This window comes from Desulfobulbus alkaliphilus (assembly GCF_016918545.1).
In the GTDB taxonomy this organism is placed as follows: Bacteria; Desulfobacterota; Desulfobulbia; order Desulfobulbales; family Desulfobulbaceae; genus Desulfobulbus; species Desulfobulbus alkaliphilus.
On record NZ_JAFFQC010000001.1, the window covers coordinates 59,614 to 74,250 of the forward strand.

The following is a 14,637-nucleotide window of genomic DNA, read 5'->3' on the forward strand; positions in this document are numbered from 1 at the left end:
GAAACCGAACCATGGTCAATGACCACATCCTGCGCATGCTGGAAACCATTGCCGGGCAGGGCAATGTCTCCACCCAGTCCACTGATCTGCTCACCCATGCCTACGACGCCACCCGGCAAAAATTCCTGCCGGATGTTGTCGTGCACGTCGAAAACACCGAGCAGGTCAGCCGCATTGTCCGCCTGGCCAATACCAAAAAAATCCCCATCCTTCCTCGCGGTGCCGGCAGCGGTTTCACCGGCGGCAGCCTGCCGGTGCGGGGTGGCATCGTCCTCGTCCTCACCAGGATGAACCGCATTCTTGAAATCGACACCGACAACCTTATCACCGTGGTGGAGCCGGGTGTGGTCACCGGTCGCCTGCAGGCCGAAGTGGAAAAACTGGGTCTGTTCTACCCGCCTGATCCTGCTTCCAAGGATTTTTCCACCCTGGGCGGCAATATCGCCGAGTGTGCCGGCGGGCCACGCTGTGTCAAATACGGGGTGACCAGGGATTATGTCCTCGGTCTGGAGGTGGTCCTGCCCTCGGGAGACATCATCCATACCGGCGGGCGAACCATGAAAAATGTGGTCGGCTACGATCTCACCAGGCTTTTTGTCGGCTCCGAGGGCACCCTGGGTGTGGTGACCCGCATCATCCTTCGTCTGCTGCCCCGGCCCGAAAGCCGCAAGACCATGCTGGTCGCCTTTGCCAGCATCGATGGTGCCGCCCGCGCGGTCTCCACCATCATTCAAGGTAAAATCATCCCCACTACCCTTGAGTTCATGGACGCCTCCGCCATTGATTGCGTACGCCGCACCGCGTCCTTGGATCTGCCCGCGGCCTGCCGGGCGGTGCTGATTATCGAAGTGGACGGGGAGGAAACGGCATTGGATCGACAGGTTGGGAATATCGGGGAACTCATCGCCTCTCTTGATGTACTCGCCACCAGCATCGCGGCGACCACGGCCGAGTCCGAGGCGATCTGGCAGGTACGCCGCAGTGTCAGTGCCAGTCTCCGCTCTCTCAACCCCGATAAATTCAACGAGGATATTGTCGTCCCCCGTTCCAAGGTGCCGGAGATGATCCATGCACTGGAGGCGATCGCGGCCCGCTACGGGGTGGCGATCGTCAATTTCGGCCATGCCGGTGACGGCAATATCCATGTCAATGTCATGGTGGATCTGGCCGAGATCGGCATGCGGGAAACCGTGGACCAGGTTCTCGATGAAATTTTCCGCGCCACCGTCCACCTTGGCGGGTCGGTAAGCGGCGAGCACGGTATCGGCACCGCCAAGGCCCCTTTCATTGCCATGGAACTCGATCCCGCGACCCTGGCCTGCATGCAGACCATCAAGAAGGCCCTTGACCCCAATAATATCATGAATCCGGGCAAAATCTTTCCCGAGTCGGCAGACGAACATCGTCTTTCCGCGTCCCGCCCCTGAACCATCATTCTGAATCCGTGACGGCTGGTGAAAGATATTGGCAAGGGTTCAACTGCACTTATACGATGAGTACAACAAGATATATCCAAAACAAGATTCCAGCCGTTACGGATTCAGGATCATTCTGAATTCGTGACGCCTGATGAACGGTGTTGTCAAGGGTTCAGCTGCAATTATACGATGAGTACAACAAGATATATCCATAACAAGATTCCAGCCGTCACGGATTCAGAATCATGACTGTGTCAAGCTCTCTTGCTGACCTGCGCCACCATATTGACCAATGTGTCCGCTGCGGCGCCTGCCAGGCTCATTGCCCGGTCTACCTGGAGACCTGCCGCGAAAGCTCAGTGGCCCGAGGAAAAATAGCCCTGGCCGAAGCGGTGCTGAACGGAGCCGTCGATCTCGAGGATCGGTTACGGCAGGAAGCGGGGCTCTGCCTGCTCTGCGGTTCCTGTGCCGCCAAATGTCCCAACCAGGTGCCCGCCGACGCCCTTGTTGCCGCCCTGCGGGAACGAATCACCGCCGCCCGAGGCCTGTCGTCGCTTGGCCGGGGTGTGGCTCTATTCACCGGATCCCAGCGACTGCTGCGCGGCCTCCTGCGGAGCGCGAACCTGTTTTCTTCTCTTTTCTTTACGAAAATCCCGACCCAGAGTGGCCTGCGCCTGCGTTTCTCACCGGCTGCCCTCAAAGAGCGTGTTGTGCCCGCCCTTGCCAGACACACTCTTTTTGACCGACTGCCGGAATTCCTGCCGGGTGATGAGGACAAGCCGGTTCTCGGTGTTTTCGCCGGTTGTGCCCTGACCTATCTTTATCCGGCAACCGGCGAAGCCATGGTCCGCCTGCTCAACCGGCTGGGGTATCCAGTGGCTCTGCCCCGGTCCCAGGGCTGTTGCGGCATGCCGGCGCTTGCTACCGGCAACCAAAGGCTTGTGGGGCAGTTGACCGCTGCCAACACGGCAGCCTTCAAGTCGAACGGGACCAAAACCATCATCACCGCCTGCGCCACCTGCCACGGGATGCTGGCCGATCAGCCGGTCATCCACGGCTCTCCGGGCGGTGCGTCCGTCCAGGACATCCATGTCTTTCTTGTCCAGGCCGGTCTGGTGGACACCCTGGCCACCTTACCTGCAGCACCCCGGCGCATCCGGGTCACCTACCACGACCCCTGCCATCTGCGCAATCGGGGCATCACCCGTGAACCCCGGGCGCTTCTTCAGGCCCTGCCGGGGGTCGAGCTGATCGAGATGGAAGGTGCGGGGCTCTGCTGCGGCATGGGCGGAACCTTCACTGCCGCCCACCCCGAACTCAGCCGGGCCATCGGCGACCGCAAACTGGCCGGTCTGCAGGCCACCAGGGCCTCGGTCATTGCCAGCAGTTGTCCCGGCTGTGTTCTGCAGTTGCAGGATATCATCACCCGCGCCGACCTGCCGGTCAAAGTGGTTCATACCCTGGATCTCATTGACCAGGCCATGTCCGGAGAGGGACCGGCATGACCCAGCCACGCTTGCACCTGCGCTACGGTCGCGGCAGCCTCGAGTGGATCCTGCCCGCCACCACAACCATGCTTGATGTCCGTGAGCCACCCCACACCTTCACGCCCGATTCCTTAACGGAGGACTTGGCCTCCGCACTCCCCGCTGCCCTTGGCAAGGGGCAGGTTGCCATCGTGGTGGCCGATAAGACCAGACGCTGCGACTATCCCGTCGTCCTGCCCCTGATCCTGACCGCCCTGCACAAACGCGGTGTTCACCAGGAACAAGTAGTTTTTTACATAGCCTACGGCAATCATGCCCCGCAAAACCGGGAAGAATCTCTTGCCACCTATGGTTCGACCTATGGTGATTACCCCTTTGTCCATCATCGCGCTGACCAGGCAGACCTTTTCGTTGACCTGGGGACAACCAGACTTGGCACCCCGGTCCGAATCCGCGGGGACCTGATGGCAGCGAGCCTGATCCTGACGGTGGGCGCGATCTCGCACCATTATTTCGCCGGCTTTGGCGGTGGCCGCAAACTCCTTTTTCCAGGGCTGGCCGAATGTCGGGCGATCGAAGCCAATCATCGTCTCTTTCTCGACCTTGACGGCCAGAGACTCCACCCCGGCTGCCGGGCAGGACAGCTGGAAGGCAATCCGATTGCCGAGGATCTGGCCGAGATTCATGCCATGTTGCCGCCCCATATCGCCATCCATGGCCTGCCCGACAGCAGGGGAACCATGGCCTCGTTTCGCATCGGCCGCACCTATGACGTTTTCCTTGAGGCATGCCGGTATCACGATGACCATTACCGGGCGCTTGACGATCGCCGCTATGATCTGGTGCTGGCATCGGCTGGAGGTTATCCCAAGGACATCAACCTGATTCAGGCCCACAAAAGCATCGACAATGCGGCTGCCTTTGTCCGGGACAAGGGCACTCTCATCGTCCTGGCCGAGTGTGCCGATGGACTTGGTTCCACCACTTTTCTTCCTTATTTCCAGATGGGGGGACACCAGGCAGCCTTTATCCATCTTGCCCGCCACTACAGCGGCAATGGCGGAACCGCATTGGCGTTGATGGCCAAATGCCAACGGATCACCATCCATCTGATGAGTACCCTGGATCAGTCTCTGTGCCGACAACTGGGCATAAACCCCATCAGCAGGACTGCCATGCAAAAGTTGATCGACACTGATCGATCCACCCTGGCCGTGATCCGCAACGCTTCCATGCTCATCCGCGGCCCAGCACATCCCGGGCAGGCATGAAGGACAGAAGACCGTTTACCTGTTGATAGTTCAGTTCCTCCGTGCTAAAAAGACCACTTGACAGCATGCTGAACAAAACTGATTGTTTACAGTATTCCGGGCACGAATACATTGTTTCTTATATTTATAATAATAACAAAAAATTAAGATCAAAAAACAATGGTAATGGTCAGCAGGCACCCTTCACTGAAACTCCCACGGAGTGGGTCACCACTCTAAAGGCGGAACTCCCGATACCACCCTTTCCTTGTTCCCCACCCCTGTCCCTTTGAGATTTTCTGGTACGACACTCCCATGACATCAAAGAAAAAAAATCCGGTCATCGACCTTCTGGCCTCGGTGCAGCTTGCCCTGTTTCTCATCTTTCTGCTGGCATCGACCTCGATCATCGGCACCCTCATTCCGCAAAACAACCCCCCATCGTTTTATATCCAGGCGTATGGAGAAAAAGCCGCGCTGATAATGCAGCTCCTCCATATTCCCGATATGTATAATTCCTGGTGGTTTCTGACCCTGCTTGCCGTCTTTGCCCTCAACCTGACCGTCTGCAGCCTGGAACGTATCCCCAGGGTTATTCGTACCATCCGCAAGGACGGGCTGAGCATGGCCACGGAACAAGTGGAAAAACTGCCGATCCGCCAGGAGAGAACCCTTGCCGCATCTCCGGAAGAAGCCGCCGAGCACGTGGCCGGGGTGCTTCGCGGCCAGGGCTGGCAGGCACGAACAACCGACCGGGACAACGGCCGCCTCTTCTTTGCCGAAAAAGAGGCCTGGTCCCGATTCGGCGTCTATATTGTTCATCTGTCCATCCTTGTCATTCTGATCGGGGCACTCATCGGGTCACCGGCGGTAGCACGAAAAATTCTCCAGAACCCTTCTTTTGCCTTCAAAGGCTCGGTGATGATTCCGGAATCCCAGACCATCGAGCAGATCACCGCCTTTAAAACCCGCCAGCGGCTGGATTTAGGTTTTGCTCTCCGTTTAGATTCTTTCCTCATCGAACACTATCCCAACGGCATGCCGAAAACCTATCGATCCAGTGTCACCATTTTCGAGAATGGTCAACCCGCGCATACTGCGGATATCGAGGTAAACACTCCACTGATCCATAGAGGCATCACCTTCTACCAGGCGAGCTATCAGCCTCTCCAGAATTTCATTATCGGCATCCGCCAGGATGGACGGGAAACCGATCACACGGAAATTGTTGCTCCGGAACGACAAAGAACCTGGCAGGAAGCAGGAGTCAGCTATGGTATCCTCAACCTGGAGAACCGTGGTGAGGTGACCCAGAGGCTGAAAATCTGGTTCACCGACAACCAGGGCGAACCAGCAATCTTCTGGCTGCCCGCCGGCCAGGAAGCGCGGATCGAGCGACCTTCCGGCGTCTACCATTTTCAGGCACGGCAAATGTATGCCTCCGGACTGCAGGTCGCCAAAGACCCGGGAGTCTGGGTAGTGTATACCGGTTGCCTGCTCATGCTCATAGGTCTGTATATAGCCTTTTTCAGGTCCCATCGCCGGATCTATGTGCTGATCCAGCCGGATGGCCAGGGCTCCCGTCTTCTTTTCGCAGGGACAACCACCAAGAACAAGGAGGGACTGGAAAAGAAGATGAACAACCTGGCAAGCAAGTTAGACACATAAAATAGAGAACCACCCATCAGCGCAGCATTGGCTGCCAAGCAGGATTCCCATGGACAGTTCACAACTTTTCGGCGGCGTCATGGTCGCCTACATCATTGCCACCGTTTTTTACTTCGTTCTTTTTCTCTTTAAAAGTCAACGGGCAGGCCAACTCGGCATGTTGCTTGCCTTGGGAGGGGTTCTTGTTCATACTGTTGCCATTGGTCTGCGCTGGTATGAATCCTATCTAATGGGCATTGGCCGGCCCCCCCTGACCAACATGTATGAATCCCTGGTCTTTTTTGCCTGGTGCACCGCCCTGCTCTACCTGTTGATGGAATTCAGGTTCAAGATCCGGGTCGTGGGCACATTTGTCATGCCCTGTATCGCCTTGATCATGGCCTATGCTTCTTTTTCCGCCCGAATTGATGATCGGATCACCCCGCTGATCCCGGCCCTCCAGTCGGACTGGCTCATTGCCCATGTGGTCACCTGTTTCATCGGCTACGGTGCCTTTACGGTCGCTTTCTGTCTGGGGGTGATGTACCTGCTCAAGCAGGCCGCAATCAACCGGAAAGGCGAGAATACTTCCCGCCTGGCCGCTCTGCCGGACCTCAAGGTCATCGACGATCTCACCTATAAATCCATAGTCCTCGGCTTTCTGTGGTTAACAGCGGGCATCATCACCGGGGCGATTTGGGCCAATGAGGCCTGGGGAACCTATTGGAGCTGGGATCCCAAGGAAACCTGGTCCATTATCACCTGGTTTGTCTACGCGCTCACCCTGCATGCCCGCTTTACCCGGGGCTGGAGCGGCAGCCGTATAGCCTGGATGGCCATTGTTGGCTTCATGTCCGTTCTTTTTCTCTACTTCGGGGTCAATTTCTTTCTGTCCGGCCTGCACAGCTATGCTTAACTCAGACAAGCTGATTCCAGAATCCGTGACGGCAGGAATCATCCTGTATAAGATGCAAGCCCTCCGTTGACAACTCCCCGGAAGCAGGCTATATCTTCGCGGCAATTGTCTTATGAAAGTCCGGCAAGAGGCTTATGGGCAAAGACAAACGATTTCAATTTCCGAACCGTGCACCCCTTGCCTTTCCCCCGATAAACGGCCACGGAGATGCAAGGGCTCTTGACGGATTGTCGTTTTGATCAGATTGCAAACACCAAGGAGAAGGAGAGAGCAGATGAAAAAACAATTGATCTATGGGGTTGTCCTGGCATGTTGCTGCGCCATTGGTTACATCAGCCTGGCGAGCGCCACTGCCGACCCCGGTCCGGACGAAATGATCCTTGAATCCACCATCGATCCGGCCAAAACCCCACGAACGGCCTTCTTTACACATGGGGCCCATCAGGCCCGCATGGAATGCGGGGTCTGCCACCATGGTGCTGATGCCGACGGCAACCGCATCGATTACACCGAAGAACTCGACATTGCCAGGTGTGAAAGCTGTCACAACAGTTCCGCCGATATGCCGCAAGGGCTCGGTACATTCAAGGATGCCGCCCACGCCCAATGTATCGGTTGTCATCGGGAAACCGACCCGGCGCTGGCCAGATGCAACGTCTGCCATAAATAGCGTCTGGATTCCGTTGCAATTATAGCAAGATATATCCAAATTAAGCGTCCAGCCGTCACGGATTCAAGCATCTGTGAGGACTCCACATGGAATTCTCGAGTTCCCTCACGAACGAGCGTGACACGCATCGGCTGTGGGCAACGCAAAAAGGCTGCCCTGTGGAACAGGGCAGCCTTTTTGTTCGACCAGGTAATCCGCCACTGGTGGATTGGTCATTCTTTTTCATTCTTTTTCATTCTTTTTCCACATGCATGCGGGAAATATCGCCGACCTGGAGGACCAGCTCACCCAGAGCGGTCAGCAGATTCAACCGGTTTTGACGAACTGCCGGATCTTCAGCCATCACCAGAACCTTGTCAAAAAAGTGATCAACCGGTTCTTTCATGGTCAGCATCACATCCAGAGCCGCATGGTAGGAACCGGTGCCGAGCAGCGGCAATGCCTTGCTCCGCACCTCTTCCAGGGCGTTAAACAAGGCTTGTTCGGCTGGATCGGTGAGCAGGGCTGCACTGACTTCAGTTGTGGCATTGTCCTTGATGATATTGCGAATCCGCTTGAAGGAGCCAGCCAGAACACGGAAGCTTTCCTGACCGCGGAGTTGATCAAGCGCATTGAGTCGAGCCAGACAGTCCACAGGATCATCAAATCCAACTGAAGTCGCTGCTTCAACCAGTTCCTGGGATAAACCGCGAGCGACCTGCTCATTTTCAAACCGGAGGCGAATAAAGGCCAGCACGTCGGCAACGGTCTTTTCCGCCGCGTCGGTAATCAGGCCGGCATACCCCTGCAAGGCGGACTCGGCTGCATCCCTGATGGAGAGAGAAATATTGAGACCGCGGATGATTGAGAGCAGCCCGATCGCCTGACGCCTGAGTCCGAAGGCATCCTTGTTGCCCGTTGGTTTTTCACCGATGGCAAAACATCCCACCAGGGTATCCATCCGATCGGCAAGACCGACCAGGGCGCCAATCAGTGACGAAGGGGGATGCCCACCGGCCCGCAGAGGTTGGTAATGCTCTTCAATCGCCTGGGCGACCTCTGCTTTCTCGCCGTCGCGGAGGGCATAGACCCGCCCCATGATCCCTTGCAGTGAAGGAAATTCACCCACCATGGCCGTGAGCAGGTCCGCCTTGGCCAGGTTGGCTGCCCGGGTGACGTCCTCCCGCAGATCCGGGGCAATGCGGTCGGCGAGTATTGCGGCCAGCGCGGTGATCCGCTCACTTTTTTCCTTCATCGTGCCCAACCTGTTTTGAAAGACAATGCCATCGAGTTGGGCGCAGCGATCGACCAGGGGACGTCTTCGATCTTCGTTGAAAAAAAACAGGCCGTCTTCAAGGCGGGCCCGCAACACCCGTTCATGGCCGCTGGCGGCGAGCTGCATGTCCTTGACCCCGGTATTGTTGACCGCCACAAACAAAGGCAGCAGGTTACCGTCGGCACCGGCCACGGGAAAATACTTCTGATGCTCCCGCATGGACGTCACCAGGGTTTCCTGCGGCAACCGCAGAAACTTGCGGTCAAAATGTCCGCAAATACCGTAGGGCCATTCCACCAGGTTGGTCACAGTATCCACCAGTCCCTCCTCCAGGACCGGCCGGGCATCGGCATTACCGCCGTATGTATCAACTGCCTGCTGTACCGCTTCGACCACCAACGCCCGCCGCTCTACCGGATCAGCGAGGACAAAACGTTCCCGCAGGCCGCTGAGGTAGGATTCAAGGTCGCTGACCGCAAACGGTTCAGGCGCCATGAATCTATGCCCCCGGGTAGTGTTACCCGATTTCATTCCCTCCAGATCCAAGGGTACGACCTTGCCGTTATACAGGGCCAGCAGCCATTGGATCGGTCGCCCGAAGGTCATGCTTTTATCGGCCCAGCGCATCGATTTGGGGAAAACCAGCTCATGGACCAGCGATTCGAGCAGTGCCGGGAGCAGTGCCATGGTCTCCTGCCCCTTGATATCCTCCACGGCCAGCAGATACTCTCCTTTGGCCGTGGAGATCACCTGCAGTTGCTCCGGCTGCAGCCCCCGGGAACGGGCGAATCCAATGGCCGCCTGGGTCAGTCGTCCTTCGGCATCAAATCCGGCTTTTTTCGATGGGCCGATGTGCTCCTGCCGTCGATCCTCCTGTTGGGACTGCACAGCACCTATTACCAGCGTCAGACGACGTGGGGTGCCAAAGGTGCGAATGGAATCAAAGCCCAGGTTGAGGTCCTCAAGTTTTCTGGCTGCACCGGCGGCCAGGGCATCAAGGGCCGGCTGAATATATCCGGCCGGGATTTCTTCTGTTCCAATCTCAAAAAGAAGTTCACTCATCGCAGTCTGTTGGTGTTGAGTTGATCTTGAGGCAGGCAGAGGAAACTCCTCTCTTTGTTGTCACCTTGCCCGGAGCCGACCGCCAGGTGCTGGATTCAGGACGGTTGTCTGTTGTTCGGTAAGCAATCACAACCCGTGACTGGTTACTGTTGTTCGGGCCATTCAGTAGAGGCAAATGTTGCATACCCGCTGACAATGTTTTTCACAACAACTTTGTACCAATCAAAGGCGTCACTTTGATCAAGAGCCGATCCAATCCGATTGCACATGGTTTCCACGGAATCCGGTCGGTTCCGTTCGGGCAGCGCCCCCTGCCTGATCAATTCGATCAGATCTTCGATCCAGAGAAAACGGTTCATCCGCACAGCCGCGGTGACCACACCCCATATACCTGAAAATCGGGCGAAACTTTCATGCTCTTCCCGGCAACAGAGCAGGGGGACCGGGACATCAACCTCAACGACCAGATCAAGTTGATTGGCGAGAGACCCGTGCAGACGGCAATCATATCGTTCCACGCCGGGTGCCTGCATGACCGTTGCCGCGCGAAGAAAATACGGGAACTCGATCTCCAGGTGCGCTGCCTCGGCTTCAAGCCGGATTTTCATCTCCTCCAGGATGAGGTGAAAGGTTCTGAGGTTGAATTTTCCATGAAATCGGTTGAGGATTTCGATAAACCGGCTCATGTGGGTGCCTTTGAAGCGATGCGGCAGGTTGACGTACATGTTGACCCTGGCCACCGTGTGCTGGGTTTTTCGCTCCTTGTCCAGGACAATAATCGGATACGAGATAGTCTTGACACCGACTTTGCGTATATCGATGCGCCGGGAGTCGTGCAGGCTCTGAATATCTTTCATGGGGATTTCGGTGCAGGCCCGGAATGGAATCTCGTCCCTCTCCCCCTCCACCAGAGAACAAGGCTCAGGCAAGATGCTCGCGGACGACGGCCTTGAGCTCGTCGAGGTTTGCCGATTTGACCACATAGGCCTCAGACGCCCAGGTGCTGAAATCCTGCTTGTATTCCTGATACGCGGAGCTGAGAATAACCGGCAGGTCTGCGCGCATTTCCTTCATCTGCCGCAGCACCTCGATACCATTCATACCGGGCATGTTAATATCCAGGATAACGAGATCAGGCGGCTGAATCTGGAATTTGGCCAGAGCTTCTTCACCATTGCGGGCCGAATCGACCAGATACCCTTCATCTTCGAATTCCTCCCGATACAGCAACTGGATAGCTTCTTCGTCATCAACCAGCAAAATGCGTTTCTTAGCCACGAACTCCTCCTACAGTTGGACCTCCCGAAGATACTCGCAGGTTTCTTCCGGCGGCATGGGATTGATGTAGAAACCAGTGCCCCATTCAAATCCGGCAATGGAGGTCAGCTTGGGAACGATCTCGAAATGCCAGTGATAATGCTCCAGCGGGCCGGAGCGAAGAGGCTGGGTATGGAGGACAAAATTGTACGGCACATTGGCAATACAACCGTCCAGTCGCCGCAGGGTTTCAGAGAAAATCTCCGCCAGGGCGATCAGGGACGCGTCATCCTGATCGACATAGGAAGAATTATGCTCCCTGGGCAGAATCCACATTTCAAATGGTGACCTGGGAGCAAAGGGGGTGATAGTGACAAAGTGGCTGTTTTCGCAGACCAGCCTGATTTTCTGCTGAATTTCCTGACGGATGATGTCACAGAAGATGCACCGGTCTTTATACTTGAAATAGGACAGACTGCCGTCGAGTTCCGAGGTCACCATGCGGGGCAGGATAGGCAGAGCGACCAATTGGGAATGGGAATGCTCCAGGGATGCCCCCGCTGCCTGGCCAAAATTTTTAAAAACCACCACATAATTAAAGCGCCGATCCTGGGAAAGATCGCGGATACGGTCGCGAAATGCCCTGAAGGTCAACAGCATCTGACTGGGGGGTAGGTGGGAAAAGCGAGCCTGGTGATCAGGTGTCTCGATGATGACCTCATGGGCACCGATGCCGTTCATGCGATCGTAGAGCCCCTCACCCTGCTTGTCAAGATGGCCTTCAATCACCAGGGCTGGATACTTGTTGGGCACAACACGCATCTTCCAGCCGGAAGAATTCGGAACCCCCCATTCCCGGCCATAGACCAGCACCTCATTGGGGGTGGTTTTTTCGTGCCCAGGGCACAGGGGACAAAAACCACCCTTGACCTTGAACTCCTCAACCAGGAAATCAGTAGGTCGCTTGCCCCGTTCCTGAGCGATTATGATCCAGCGACCGAGGATCGGATCTTTGCGTAATTCAGGCATTGAATCTCTTACCGCCCCTGTTCTTTTTCCTGCTGTTCCTGCCGGGTCTTGCAGTCAATGCAGAACTTGGCCACCGGTCGGGCCTGCAGCCGTTTAAATGCAATTTCGCAACCGCAGCCAACACAGATGCCATAGGACCCGTCTTCGATCCGGGCGAGGGCCTCGTCAACCTTATCCATGAGTTTGCGCTCCCTGCCGCGGATGCGCAACTCGAAACTGCGGTCCGATTCCATACTGGCCCGATCGTTGGGGTCCGGGACATTGCCGGTCTGGGTGGTCATCTCGCTGAGGGTCTGTTCCACGTCACTATTGATTTCAGCTTTGATTGCCTCAAGCTGTTGTTTAAAATACTGCAGGTTTTTTTCATCCATTTCCACTCTCCAACATAGGTGGGGGTTGTCCAACTCAACTCCGCCAGGGCGACCATCAATTCCGTGCCTTGATCCTGGACCGTCTGTACCCGTTCTCCGGGTACAGTCATCACAGGACTTTCCCGGTGCCTGCAACCAGGGCTCGAGGGTGCAACACGGGATCACGTCCTGACAAACACCCCGCTTGTACCGCCGCTCTTCCGCAGCAGACGGATATCCGAGATGACCATTGTTTTGTCAACAGCCTTGCACATATCGTAAATGGTCAGGGCAGCAACCGAAACCGCTGTCAGTGCTTCCATTTCAACCCCGGTTCGTCCGGTCATGCCCACCCTTGCCTCAACTTCGATCATTGCCTGCTGGTCGTTCAGGATGAAAGAGATGTCAGCCGAGGTGATGGGCAAAGGATGACACAGGGGAATAAGTTGATCAACCTTTTTGGCAGCCATGATGCCGGCTATCCGGGCCACGCCGAGCACATCTCCCTTTGCCACCGTCCCCTGGCGGATCATCTCGAAGGCCTGTGGTGTCATCCGTACAGTGGCGGCGGCCACTGCCCGGCGGACAGTCTCGCCCTTGCCACTGACATCGACCATCCGGGCATTGCCGGCGGCATCAAAATGCGTCAGGCGCGACTCATCAGCCATTGGCTACCTTTTCCGAGTCGTCGCTTTTCTTTTTCTGTTTGCCAAGGTGGCCGTGAAATAAGCGGGAGAAAAACCCTTCCTCTTCCTGTTCCTTGCTCATGCCATCGAATTCCCTGAGCAGTTCCTTTTGCCGTTTGCTCAGTTTTGTGGGAGTCTGTACCTGCACCTCAACCACCATATCGCCCCTGCCTCCTCCGCGCAGACTGGGAACCCCCTCACCCCGCAGGGTGAATCGTTCACCGGATTGGGTTCCGGCCGGTATCTTGAGTTTGCTGGTTCCGTGAATGGTGGGCGCTTCCACCTCGCATCCCAGGGCGGCCCGCACCATGGACAACGGCAACCGCAGGTAGATGGTCTGGCCATCACGCTGGAAGTATTCATGATCGTCAACATGGATGACCACATAGAGATCACCGGATGGACCGCCGCGACGCCCGCCCTCACCCTCGCCGGTGAGACGCATCCGCGATCCGGTATCAACTCCTGCCGGAATACGGATATTGACTTTTTTGCTGCGATTGACCAATCCCTGTCCATGACAATCGGCACAGGGGTCGGTGATCACCTGGCCGGTACCGCCGCAACGGGGGCAGGTCGTGCTCACCTGAAAAAATCCCTGCGAACGAATGACCTGGCCCCGCCCCTGACATCCGGGGCACGTCTGTGGATGATGGCCTGGTCGTGCGCCTGTCCCCTCACAGGTCCAGCAGGTTTCCCTTTTGGTGATTTCCACCTGCCGGTTGACGCCATGGACGGCTTCCATGAACGAGATGTTAATATCGTAGCGAAGATCCTCGCCCTGCACCGGTGCGTTGGGATCCCGTCGTCTGCCACGACCGCTGAAGCCGAAGATATCACCGAAAATATCGTTGATATGGGAAAAAATATCATCATTGCTCCCCGGTCCTCGATAGCCACTGTTATGCAGGCCTTCCTTGCCATAGGTGTCATAGATCCGCCGTTTCTGTCCATCACTGAGCACCTCATAGGCCTCGGCGGCTTCCTTGAATTTTCCTTCGGCCTCGGGGTTGCCGTTGTTGCGGTCAGGATGATACTGCATGGCCAGCTTCCGATAGGCTTTTTTGATGACCTCAGCGGAAGCGTCTTGAGCGACTCCGAGAATTTCGTAATAACTCTTGCTCATGATTGTCTCTACGTACACTAGCTTTCGTTACTCTTCACTGTCTTCTGCTTCAGCCGCAACAGCGACTTTTTCCTCAGCCTTGCGTTTCCTGGGAAGATCGTGGATGTTCTCAAAGGTCACCTCACCGGCGGCAATCTCCCGCAGAGTCATGACAATCTCTTTGTTCTTACCGGCAACAAGAAAAGGTTCGCCTTTCCGATGCTGGCGAATCCTTGCCACTGTCAGATGGATCAGGGAAAAACGGTTCCCATCTCCCACTTTTTCCAGACAGTCTTCCACCGTGATTCGTGCCATGTTCTCCTTCTCCTCTATTAAAAATCCCGGAGCAAACCATCTCCGAGCGTCTTTACCAACCTGTCCCGCCCGGTTTTCCTGAAAAAATCAAAAAAAATACCTCAGGCGGACCGACCGTTGAACCTGAATCCGTGACGGCTGGACTTTTATTTGGATTGTATTCTGCTGTTATCAGGCTTTAATTGCAGCG

Annotated in this window: 14 protein-coding genes; 6 read left to right on the plus strand and 8 right to left on the minus strand. The window is 56.2% G+C overall.

Translation table 11 applies throughout. The annotated features are described in order from the left end of the window. Positions 1–11 precede the first annotated feature (11 nt). The 6 genes from JWG43_RS00305 (at position 12) to JWG43_RS00330 (ending at position 7,388) form a co-directional block, all read left to right on the plus strand. The gene (locus tag JWG43_RS00305) at positions 12–1,427 is read left to right on the plus strand and encodes an FAD-binding oxidoreductase (RefSeq protein WP_205240951.1); all 1,416 of its coding nucleotides are present in this window, start codon (positions 12–14) and stop codon (positions 1,425–1,427) included. A 236-nt stretch (positions 1,428–1,663) separates the two neighbouring features. Then, positions 1,664–2,923, plus strand: coding sequence for a (Fe-S)-binding protein (locus JWG43_RS00310; protein WP_205240807.1), 1,260 nt, complete (start codon positions 1,664–1,666; stop codon positions 2,921–2,923). Then, positions 2,920–4,176 (plus strand): lactate racemase domain-containing protein, encoded by a 1,257-nt coding sequence (locus JWG43_RS00315; RefSeq protein ID WP_205240808.1) that lies wholly within the window; start codon positions 2,920–2,922, stop codon positions 4,174–4,176. Before JWG43_RS00310 ends, JWG43_RS00315 begins: the two co-directional genes overlap by 4 nt. 294 nt (positions 4,177–4,470) lie before the next feature. Continuing rightward, a complete protein-coding gene (gene resB / locus JWG43_RS00320; RefSeq protein WP_205240809.1) occupies positions 4,471–5,823 on the plus strand; it encodes a cytochrome c biogenesis protein ResB in 1,353 nt (450 codons plus the stop codon). Between the two features lie 49 nt (positions 5,824–5,872). Beyond that, positions 5,873–6,718 (plus strand): c-type cytochrome biogenesis protein CcsB, encoded by an 846-nt coding sequence (gene ccsB, locus JWG43_RS00325; protein WP_205240810.1) that lies wholly within the window; start codon positions 5,873–5,875, stop codon positions 6,716–6,718. Between the two features lie 274 nt (positions 6,719–6,992). Continuing rightward, entirely contained in the window at positions 6,993–7,388 is a 396-nt protein-coding gene (locus tag JWG43_RS00330; protein ID WP_205240811.1) for a cytochrome c3 family protein, read from the plus strand. A 232-nt stretch (positions 7,389–7,620) separates the two neighbouring features. Here JWG43_RS00330 and glyS read toward each other — a convergent pair whose 3' ends face one another. The 8 genes from glyS to rpoZ form a co-directional block, all read right to left on the minus strand. Beyond that, positions 7,621–9,705 carry a glycine--tRNA ligase subunit beta gene (glyS, locus tag JWG43_RS00335; RefSeq protein WP_205240812.1) on the minus strand — a complete coding sequence of 695 codons (2,085 nt, stop codon included), beginning with the start codon at positions 9,703–9,705 and terminating at the stop codon, positions 7,621–7,623. A 143-nt stretch (positions 9,706–9,848) separates the two neighbouring features. Then, the gene (locus JWG43_RS00340) at positions 9,849–10,562 is read right to left on the minus strand and encodes a GTP cyclohydrolase, FolE2/MptA family (protein WP_205240813.1); all 714 of its coding nucleotides are present in this window, start codon (positions 10,560–10,562) and stop codon (positions 9,849–9,851) included. Between the two features lie 64 nt (positions 10,563–10,626). Next, positions 10,627–10,983, minus strand: a complete 357-nt coding sequence (locus JWG43_RS00345) for a response regulator (RefSeq protein ID WP_205240814.1) — start codon at positions 10,981–10,983, stop codon at positions 10,627–10,629. Positions 10,984–10,992: 9 nt separating this feature from the next. Further along, a complete protein-coding gene (gene galT / locus JWG43_RS00350; RefSeq protein WP_205240815.1) occupies positions 10,993–11,991 on the minus strand; it encodes a galactose-1-phosphate uridylyltransferase in 999 nt (332 codons plus the stop codon). Positions 11,992–11,999: 8 nt separating this feature from the next. Beyond that, positions 12,000–12,362, minus strand: a complete 363-nt coding sequence (dksA, locus tag JWG43_RS00355) for an RNA polymerase-binding protein DksA (protein ID WP_205240816.1) — start codon at positions 12,360–12,362, stop codon at positions 12,000–12,002. 161 nt (positions 12,363–12,523) lie between these two features. Further along, the gene (moaC, locus tag JWG43_RS00360) at positions 12,524–13,009 is read right to left on the minus strand and encodes a cyclic pyranopterin monophosphate synthase MoaC (protein WP_205240817.1); all 486 of its coding nucleotides are present in this window, start codon (positions 13,007–13,009) and stop codon (positions 12,524–12,526) included. Next, complete coding sequence (dnaJ, locus tag JWG43_RS00365; RefSeq protein WP_205240818.1) at positions 13,002–14,153, minus strand: molecular chaperone DnaJ; 1,152 nt, start codon at positions 14,151–14,153, stop codon at positions 13,002–13,004. The genes moaC and dnaJ overlap by 8 nt, the downstream gene beginning before the upstream one ends. A 27-nt stretch (positions 14,154–14,180) precedes the next feature. After that, positions 14,181–14,447 (minus strand): DNA-directed RNA polymerase subunit omega, encoded by a 267-nt coding sequence (gene rpoZ, locus JWG43_RS00370; RefSeq protein WP_205240819.1) that lies wholly within the window; start codon positions 14,445–14,447, stop codon positions 14,181–14,183. Positions 14,448–14,637: the final 190 nt, after the last annotated feature.

Excerpts from the sequence above, each read along its gene's own strand:
- moaC (WP_205240817.1), bottom strand. The coding sequence starts at position 13,009 with ATGGCTGATGAGTCGCGCCTGACGCATTTTGATGCCGCCGGCAATGCC.
- dksA (WP_205240816.1), bottom strand. The coding sequence starts at position 12,362 with ATGGATGAAAAAAACCTGCAGTATTTTAAACAACAGCTTGAGGCAATC.
- galT (WP_205240815.1), bottom strand. The coding sequence starts at position 11,991 with ATGCCTGAATTACGCAAAGATCCGATCCTCGGTCGCTGGATCATAATC.
- JWG43_RS00305 (WP_205240951.1), top strand. The coding sequence starts at position 12 with ATGGTCAATGACCACATCCTGCGCATGCTGGAAACCATTGCCGGGCAG.
- resB (WP_205240809.1), top strand. The coding sequence starts at position 4,471 with ATGACATCAAAGAAAAAAAATCCGGTCATCGACCTTCTGGCCTCGGTG.
- JWG43_RS00340 (WP_205240813.1), bottom strand. The coding sequence starts at position 10,562 with ATGAAAGATATTCAGAGCCTGCACGACTCCCGGCGCATCGATATACGC.
- dnaJ (WP_205240818.1), bottom strand. The coding sequence starts at position 14,153 with ATGAGCAAGAGTTATTACGAAATTCTCGGAGTCGCTCAAGACGCTTCC.
- glyS (WP_205240812.1), bottom strand. The coding sequence starts at position 9,705 with ATGAGTGAACTTCTTTTTGAGATTGGAACAGAAGAAATCCCGGCCGGA.
- JWG43_RS00310 (WP_205240807.1), top strand. The coding sequence starts at position 1,664 with ATGACTGTGTCAAGCTCTCTTGCTGACCTGCGCCACCATATTGACCAA.
- rpoZ (WP_205240819.1), bottom strand. The coding sequence starts at position 14,447 with ATGGCACGAATCACGGTGGAAGACTGTCTGGAAAAAGTGGGAGATGGG.
- JWG43_RS00330 (WP_205240811.1), top strand. The coding sequence starts at position 6,993 with ATGAAAAAACAATTGATCTATGGGGTTGTCCTGGCATGTTGCTGCGCC.
- JWG43_RS00315 (WP_205240808.1), top strand. The coding sequence starts at position 2,920 with ATGACCCAGCCACGCTTGCACCTGCGCTACGGTCGCGGCAGCCTCGAG.
- ccsB (WP_205240810.1), top strand. The coding sequence starts at position 5,873 with ATGGACAGTTCACAACTTTTCGGCGGCGTCATGGTCGCCTACATCATT.